Raw genomic sequence first — 7,203 nt, 5'->3', positions numbered from 1 at the left:
TGACCCCAGCACCACAAGGCTGACGGGGCTTGCTCTCCGGCTTCAGCGGCTATCCGTGTTCCTGCGGGGGTGGTGTGCGGCCGGGTGGGAGAAGGCGGTACCTCAGCTGAATTCGAGTGGAGAGAGCTGCTTATGTCGGTTCTACAGGTCGTCGCGGCGGGCCTCTTCGAGGACGGGTGGGCTGCCGGGACGGCCGATGACAGCGTGAGGCACGCCGTCGGGCTTAGGGCCGAAGTCCTTTTTGAGGTCGGCAGTGTCGAGTTTGTTGAGCTCCATCATGGACAGGTAGTAGTCCAGGAAGTCGTCATAGCGCTGCATGACCTCTCCGCGTACCCAGGAGACGGTCCCCTCCGCCGGGGTGCCGGGCTTTCCCATGAGAGCGATCTCAATAGATTCTCGAGAGGCGACAACAGTGAAGTGGTCTGCGGCGATGACGCCTCCGGCGGCCATGGCCTCGACACACTCCTCCAGCTCTAGTTGGATCTGCCCGGCCTTGTGTAGCTCGCCGCTCAGCAGGTCGGAGGTGGAGAAGATCGTCATGTCCTGGAAGAAGTAGGGCCAACCATCGGCCGCTAGGAGGAAACCTCGGTAGGACTCCGGCAGACGGAAACCCAGCTGGGCCTCGGTGCGGGCCACAGTCTCCTCCGACGCCTTCGGATTTGGCATCGCATAGTCCCACAGTCCGGTCCAGTCGGCCTCCATCCTCGCTTGGACGATCATCCACCCCCAGCCGATGTAGTTGGGCCACGTCCACCCGGGAACGCCCTGACTTGCCTGGCTGGATGTGCCAGTAGTCTCGCCAGTCATGTCTCAATCCCCTTCCCCGACGAGGAATTCTGTTGGCTTGTATCCTACCGGATAGTTGTTGTTCTGTCCTGCCAGGCTGGAGTTCAACTTGGACGACATTGCCTGCCACCTGGGTGGATTCCCATGCCCCAACCATGTGCTGTCCGGAACGTGTCCGGCAACAATGTCAGGAGATGGGTATTTTTCCGGGTGTGCTCGCCTCTCTTGTCGGGCTGCACGCTTGGCCTGACGGTCGATTTCGGTGCCTTTTGTGGCAACTCTTCCGGTGGGAGACAACTTCCCCTCCCTAAGTGCCTGGTTGCACCCTGCGACATATTCGTGAAGTGCTTTAATATCAGTTTCTGATGCTCCTTTGAAAGGCTTAAAGACGACCGGGCCGCTCATCGGGTCGCTTCCGCCGCCGCCCTTTCCGTCGCCTCCGCCCTTGGGTGGGGTGCTGTCGCCGCCGCCGGTGGTTGGTTTGGGGTCGGACTTGGCTGGGGCTTCGTCGAGTTTTACTCCCCAGCGGCCTTCGTTGGGGTTGGGGCGTGGGGTCTTGGGGGGTGTGGGACCTCCGCTGGGTCTGTATACGGTGGGTTTGGCTCTCCCCATGTCGCCGGCCTGGCGCATGTTGAAACCTGGGAGGCCGGCCAGCGCGTACTGGGGGTTCCTCAGGGAGGACGCGAGGTCCTTGGCGGCCTCCACCTTCGTGGTGACGGCCTTGCTGACCTTGGCCGGGATACGGGTGAAGGCCGCGGCGACGTCGTCGAACAGGCGGCTGGCCTTGCTCAGCAGGCCCTTGAGGTTCTTGGCGGAGGTCACCACGTCGGCGACTTCCTTGGACAGGCGGAACGCCCAGGAGGGCACGTCGGCGCTGAGCGAGGCTACCGCCCAGCCGCTGGCTGTGCCTAAGGAGACGGCTGTGATGATCGCCTTCGACGTCAGTTTGCCGATGATGTCGGCGATGGCGTCGCGGACCATGTCGTGCACCATGCGCACGATCACTGAGGCGAGTGTCAGCCCACCGTTCGCCTTGAGGGAGTAGTAGGCGCGTCATGCGCACGATCACTGAGGCGAGTGTCAGCCCACCTGAAATCGCGCTGGCCAGCTGACCGGCTCATGCGCAGGTGGGAGGCGGAACCGGCCTGCAGGGTCTTGAAAGTCGCCACCGCCAGTGACTCCTGGCCGGCCAGGCGGCTGGAGCACACCTTGTCCAGGTCGCCGTCGCAGGAGTTCAGCTTGGTGGCGATGTTCGTCCACGTCGAGGCAGCCGCAGCCGCTGTGTGTGAGTGTGGGACGGTGGAGGTCGAGCCGTAAGGACTCGACCCCCACCGTTGGCTGGTTGATCAGTGAGGTGCTTGCTGGCCGGTCGGCTCGCGTGAGCCCCCTTTCAGTGCTCAGTTGGCTAGGACTGTGGGGATGGCCTCGTCGAGGTACCACAGCCAGAAGGCCCGGCGGGCGGGGACATCGGTCTGGTGGACCCTGATGATGTTGGCGGCTCCAGTCTCGGCGCAGGCGCAGGAATAGCTGGTCTCAATGGTGTCCGGCAGCAGATCGCTGTCGTTCGTCTCGGGGCCGGTGGTGTCGTCGTAGGGGTCGCGTGAGCACGCTGAGACCACCATGAACACGGAACCATAGGCCGCATACGTGGCGCGCTCATCCTCCTCCGACCAGTCGCTGTCGTCGGTCCAGACGTCCTTGCGGAACTTCTTGGCCTGCTTGAGTGCCTTCCTCGTGTTGGTCTCCTGGCCGTCGATGAGGCTCTGGGCCAGGTCCAGCATCTGACTGACCCTCTGGTCGCCTGGGTAGTACTGCTCCCAGTAGTGCTGGACGCGGCGCACGCAGGCCATCTTCAGCTCGATCCGGCGACGGTAGGAGGCATCCGGATCGTCGGGGTCGATCATGGCCCGCCACACCCGCTTACGGGTCCCCAGGGACAGGATCGCCTTGGGGTTGTCCTCCTCGTCGAGCAGCTCAGCACGAGCCGCCTCAACCTCAGCGCGCACCGCGCCCACGTCGATCATCTGGTTCCTCCTGTTGAGCACTAGTTAGTGTTGAGCACTGGTGAGCCCGGCTGGTGGTCACTGAGCCTCGAGGACTGTGGGGACGGCCTCGTCGAGGTACCACAGCCAGAAGGCGCGGCGGGCATCGACGTCGGTGTCCTCCAGCGGCTGCCAGTTCAGTGCCCCGGCTGCGGCGCTGGCGCAGCAGTAGCTGGTCTCGAGGGAGTCCGGCAGCAGCTCGTCGTCGTCCTGGATGTCTCCCACCACGTCGAAGTCCAGGCTGCGGTCGAGGGCTGAGCCGACCAGGCTGACGGCGCCGTTGGCCACGAACGCGGCAGGCTGGGTGATGGCGTCGAAGTCCTCGATCTCGTCGTAGACGTCGGCCAGGAACTCGTCGCTGGTCATCTCGGCGTCGTCGGGGTCCTGGCTGGCGTTGATGAGGCCCTGGGTCAGGTTCAGCATCTCCTGGACCCTGTCGTCGCCGGGGAAGGCGCGCTCCCACAGGGGCAGGACGCGGCGCAGGCAGGCCATCTTCAGCTCCGTGCGGCACCGGTAGGAGCGTTCAGCGTCCTGGGGGTCGAGCATCGCCCGCCAGATCCGTGTGCGAGCCGGCAGGCTCAGGATCCCTTTGACGTTGCCCGCATCGACCAGCTCACCACGAGCCGTCTCAACCTCCACGCGCACAGCACCCATATCAATCATCCAACAACAACCTCTCTATCGTTCTGTCGCTGGTTCGGGATGGGCCAGAACATCACTTCCCACACTCAGCGACCTGTCATCCTTCTAGGCCCTTCGGGTCCACAACCTACCATCCAGTAGCGGCATAGGGGGTGCGGACGAGGAGTATTGTCACTAATTCCTCGTTCAAGGTTTGCGGAGAGGCGCTCAGGGAGGCTTAGTCACTGCGCATTCGACGGATGCTGTGAATAAGCCTTACTGCCTGATCGACTGGATCGGAATGAAAATCTGATACTTCTGGGCTCACGCGCACGCAGGTGAGGCCTGAGGAGCCATGTGGTGCACGAGCCGTTAGACGTTGATTCTGCGTAGCAGCTCGGCTGGTGGTAAGGAGCCTTCCTCGATGTAGGCCCGGAAGACGGGGACGGCCTGCTCGCCGGTGAAGACCTCTTCGGGGTGGACCTGGATGGTGAAGGGCTCGGGATGCCCGTTGTCCCAGGACACCGTGGTCCACGCCTCGGGGTCGGCGACAGGCTCACGAGCCACCGTGTACTGCTCGTAGGAGTCGTCGTCGTGAGTCACGCGGATCTCGATGGTCATCGCCTCCGTGGACCCACCGCACTGGATGTACGTAGCCCGTGCCGGAGACGAATAAGGAACATCATCAATGTGCGATGCTCCCTCAGGAAGAGCCCACACCACAATAGAGAACACGTACTTCCCGTCCAGAAACTGGGGGGAAGTGAGGCTACGAGCCACCCGCTTCGCAAACTCCTGCGGAGTCTGAGGCATGAAGAAACTCTCTCTGGGGCCGCTCTCGCCGTTCGTCTCGCGAGCGAAATATCTCATTGTTTTGGAGCTTTCTACGTGAATCTCGGTGACATTAACGGTCTGTCTGTCGTCCACTTTGACGACGGCGAGGTTGTTTGGTGACACACTGTTGTCGGCGGCCACTGAGGGCGCCGCCCAGGGGATTGTCTGATTCGCAGGGAGTTCTCCGATGGTGGACTTGGAGCCGATCTTGCTGATGACGGTGGCAATCGCGTCGCGGGACAGGTCGTGCACCACGAGTACGAGTTCAGCTTGGTGGCGATATTCGTCCACGTCGAGGCGGCCGCAGCCACCGCGAGCTGATGCGAGACGGTGGGGGCCGGGTCGGAAGGACTCGGCCCCCACCGTTGGTGGGTTGGTTGGTGAGGTGCCTGCTGGATGGGCGGCTCGCGTGAGCGCTCCTTCAGCGGTCGGTCAGTCAGGGGCGCTGGGGCGGCCTCAGTGAGGTGCCACAGCCGCAATGCCTGGCAGGGCTGGTTCTAGTGGTTGATGCGCATCCAGTCGGGGGTGGCGTCCGGGGTACGGGGGAAGGCCTGGAGCTCCTGGGCGACGTCCTGGGCCGTGTAGGGCGGGTCCAGGTCAGGCTCGCGGTCGTAGTTGAAGTCGGAGACGAGCTTGTAGCCCTGTGAGCTGCTCATGGACAGCTGCGCCCAGGTCCACGCACCACCGCCGGGGCGCCCCATCGCGGTGCGCAGGTTCAAGCCCAGGCTCACCAGCTCCATCGGCAGGGCGTTGTTCATCCACTGGCCCTGGTGCAGCACCTGGCTGCTCACTGCGGCGCGGGGGCCGACGGCCTCGTACTCGGCGACGACCTCATCGGCGCCGGTGGACCGCATCCACCCACCCCACTGGTCGGCGATCGCCTGCGCGGCCTGCATCTGGGCCTCAAAGGACCATTCCACCATCACTGCTCTCCATTCATCATCCAATGCGCCCCGCTCAAGAAACAACGCGGGGGCACAGCTAACAACAGGTCGTCCGGCACCAATTCGGCCAGGGACCACTCACGCTACCGGCCCACCCCGGCCATCACCACCCGAGTCAGCCGACCGCGCAGCCACGCACCGCCAAAGCAGGCCGGTGATAGTGGACGGCCCGGGAGCTGTGACGGGACAGGTGGGGCACCGGGACGCCGGGCGAAACCGTCGGCACCGTGCCCCACCAGGCCCGCTACTGGCCGTCCTCGTTGGCATTCGCCGTGTCCGTTGCAGCCTCCTGGGCGGCTTCGGCCTTCTTGCGTTCCCGGCGGGCCCGGTCGCGTTCGCGACGTCGTGCTCGGGCCTCCTCCTGCTTGTGGAAGGCGGCTGCCTTGGTCGCCATCCACTCAGGGATGAACTCAGGATCCCTGGGATGCAACCTCAGCTCCACCGCCGCGTCTTGGTCGCCAGCGGGATCTTCGTTAATGACTGGCTCGCGCATCCAGTCCGACTCCTGGTGGAGCACACCGTCCGAGGTCTCCATCCACAGGTGCGAGTACGTCCACGCACCCCGATGAGGATCCACCTGAGCCGGGCGAAGCTTGTACATGGTGAAGTCCAGCTTCGCGGGAAACAGTACGCCCTTGCGCTGGCCGTCGATCGTCAGCCAGTTGGTGATGAACCCGGTGCGGTGGATGGCGTGGTAGTCGATGTCGATGCGGGTCCCGCCGCTGTCACGCAGCCAGTCCCGCAGCATGCCCTCGAACCGCTCGAAGGCCTCCTGCTCACTCAGGTCCTCAACAGTCACGGATGCCCCTTTTCATGATGGTTCACGAACTGCTCGTTTCGAGGAACGCCTTCAGCGTCCGTCCACGTCGCCTTGAACTCGGTGGGTACTTGCTCGGTCTTGGTCAGCTCCGGCCCGACCGGGTCGCGGTAGTTGAAGTCTACGGCGAAGCCCTTGTAGTTGCCCGGAGTATCGGCGATCTTCTGCTCCAGCTCCAGGTAGGACTTGAAGTCGCTGTTGGGGAAGTTCTGGTTGACCTCCTTGAGCATCGCCACCACGTTGATCTTCTCAGGCGGGCCGTGGAACTGGGTACCTGCCCCGTGCCCACCGTTGTGCTCACCGGGCAGGTCGTCTCCGAGAGCCTTCACCTTGCGCTGGGTGTGGGCCGAGCGCACACCCTTCTCCCCGTTGTCTTTATCCAGGGGCTCCATGTGGCCGTCGACCTCCATGTGCGATGTACGCGCGTGCTCGTCAGTGACGTAGTGGAACTTGCCGTCCACCGAGTACGTCGCATTGGGCAGGGGGTTCTGCAGGTCCGCGTTGAGGTAGCCCGTCTCCCACTTCGAGTGGCACTCCACGTGCGTCACGTTTCCGCTGGCGTCCGTGTAGTAGTCCGAGTGCACCCCACCAGGGCGCTCGACCCGGTAGTGAGTGTTGGGCTTCAGCGTTACGTTGGGGTCGCGGGCGAACGGGGTGTTCTTGCCGGGATACAGGTCGTCACCCTCTTTCACCTCGACCGGCTTCCGGAACACCTCTGGGCGATGACGCTCATCGAACGAGGGCCCGTCCGCAGCACCGTCAGCACCCCTGGAGCCGTCCGCCGCCGCATCGGCGGCGTCGTCAGCGCCCCTGGCCCCATCAGCCGCACTGTCAGCCGCGTCACCAGCAGCATCGGCTGCGTGTTCGGCGTTCTTGGCTCCGTCGGCGGCGGCGTCGGCTGCGTGGCTGGCGTTCTTGGCTCCGTCGGCGGCAGCGTCGGCTGCGTGGCTGGCGTTCTTGGCTCCGTCGGCGGCAGCGTCGGTTGCGTGACCGGCTCCCTTAGCCCCTTCGGCCGCGTGGCTGGCGCTCTTGGCCCCGTCAGCGGCAGCGTCGGCTGCGTGACTGGCGCTCTTAGCTCCATCAGTGGCTGCGTCCGCTGCGTGACCGGCTCCCTTAGCCCCTTCGGCCGCGTGGCTGGCGCTCTTGGCTCCGTCGGTGG

Annotated in this window: 8 protein-coding genes; all 8 read right to left on the bottom strand. The window is 64.3% G+C overall.

Going from position 1 to position 7,203, the window contains the following annotated elements; translation table 11 throughout:
- Window positions 1–141: 141 nt before the first annotated feature.
- A complete protein-coding gene (locus tag BKH32_RS11740) occupies window positions 142–807 on the bottom strand; it encodes an SMI1/KNR4 family protein (protein WP_075250191.1) in 666 nt (221 codons plus the stop codon).
- A 3-nt stretch (window positions 808–810) separates the two neighbouring features.
- On the bottom strand, window positions 811–1,791 hold the full coding sequence (locus BKH32_RS11735) for a hypothetical protein (protein WP_143222826.1): 981 nt from the start codon (window positions 1,789–1,791) through the stop codon (window positions 811–813).
- A gap of 392 nt (window positions 1,792–2,183) precedes the next feature.
- Window positions 2,184–2,810 (bottom strand): Imm5 family immunity protein, encoded by a 627-nt coding sequence (locus tag BKH32_RS11725; protein ID WP_075250188.1) that lies wholly within the window; start codon window positions 2,808–2,810, stop codon window positions 2,184–2,186.
- 57 nt (window positions 2,811–2,867) lie between these two features.
- Window positions 2,868–3,482 (bottom strand): Imm5 family immunity protein, encoded by a 615-nt coding sequence (locus BKH32_RS11720; RefSeq protein ID WP_075250187.1) that lies wholly within the window; start codon window positions 3,480–3,482, stop codon window positions 2,868–2,870.
- Between the two features lie 339 nt (window positions 3,483–3,821).
- Window positions 3,822–4,538, bottom strand: coding sequence for an NTP pyrophosphohydrolase (locus BKH32_RS14560; RefSeq protein ID WP_256691811.1), 717 nt, complete (start codon window positions 4,536–4,538; stop codon window positions 3,822–3,824).
- 242 nt (window positions 4,539–4,780) lie between these two features.
- Window positions 4,781–5,206 (bottom strand): hypothetical protein, encoded by a 426-nt coding sequence (locus BKH32_RS11710; RefSeq protein ID WP_075250186.1) that lies wholly within the window; start codon window positions 5,204–5,206, stop codon window positions 4,781–4,783.
- Between the two features lie 265 nt (window positions 5,207–5,471).
- A complete protein-coding gene (locus BKH32_RS11705) occupies window positions 5,472–6,026 on the bottom strand; it encodes a hypothetical protein (RefSeq protein WP_075250185.1) in 555 nt (184 codons plus the stop codon).
- Window positions 6,023–7,203 (bottom strand): DNA/RNA non-specific endonuclease (locus BKH32_RS13745; protein ID WP_143222825.1); only part of this gene is annotated, 1,181 nt, incomplete at its 5' end. The genes BKH32_RS13745 and BKH32_RS11705, both read right to left, overlap by 4 nt.

This window comes from Actinomyces oris, assembly GCF_001929375.1.
Taxonomy (GTDB): domain Bacteria; phylum Actinomycetota; class Actinomycetes; order Actinomycetales; family Actinomycetaceae; genus Actinomyces; species Actinomyces oris_B.
The sequence above is the reverse complement of the archived record's forward strand: the minus strand, read 5'-3'. Positions and strand labels throughout refer to the sequence as shown.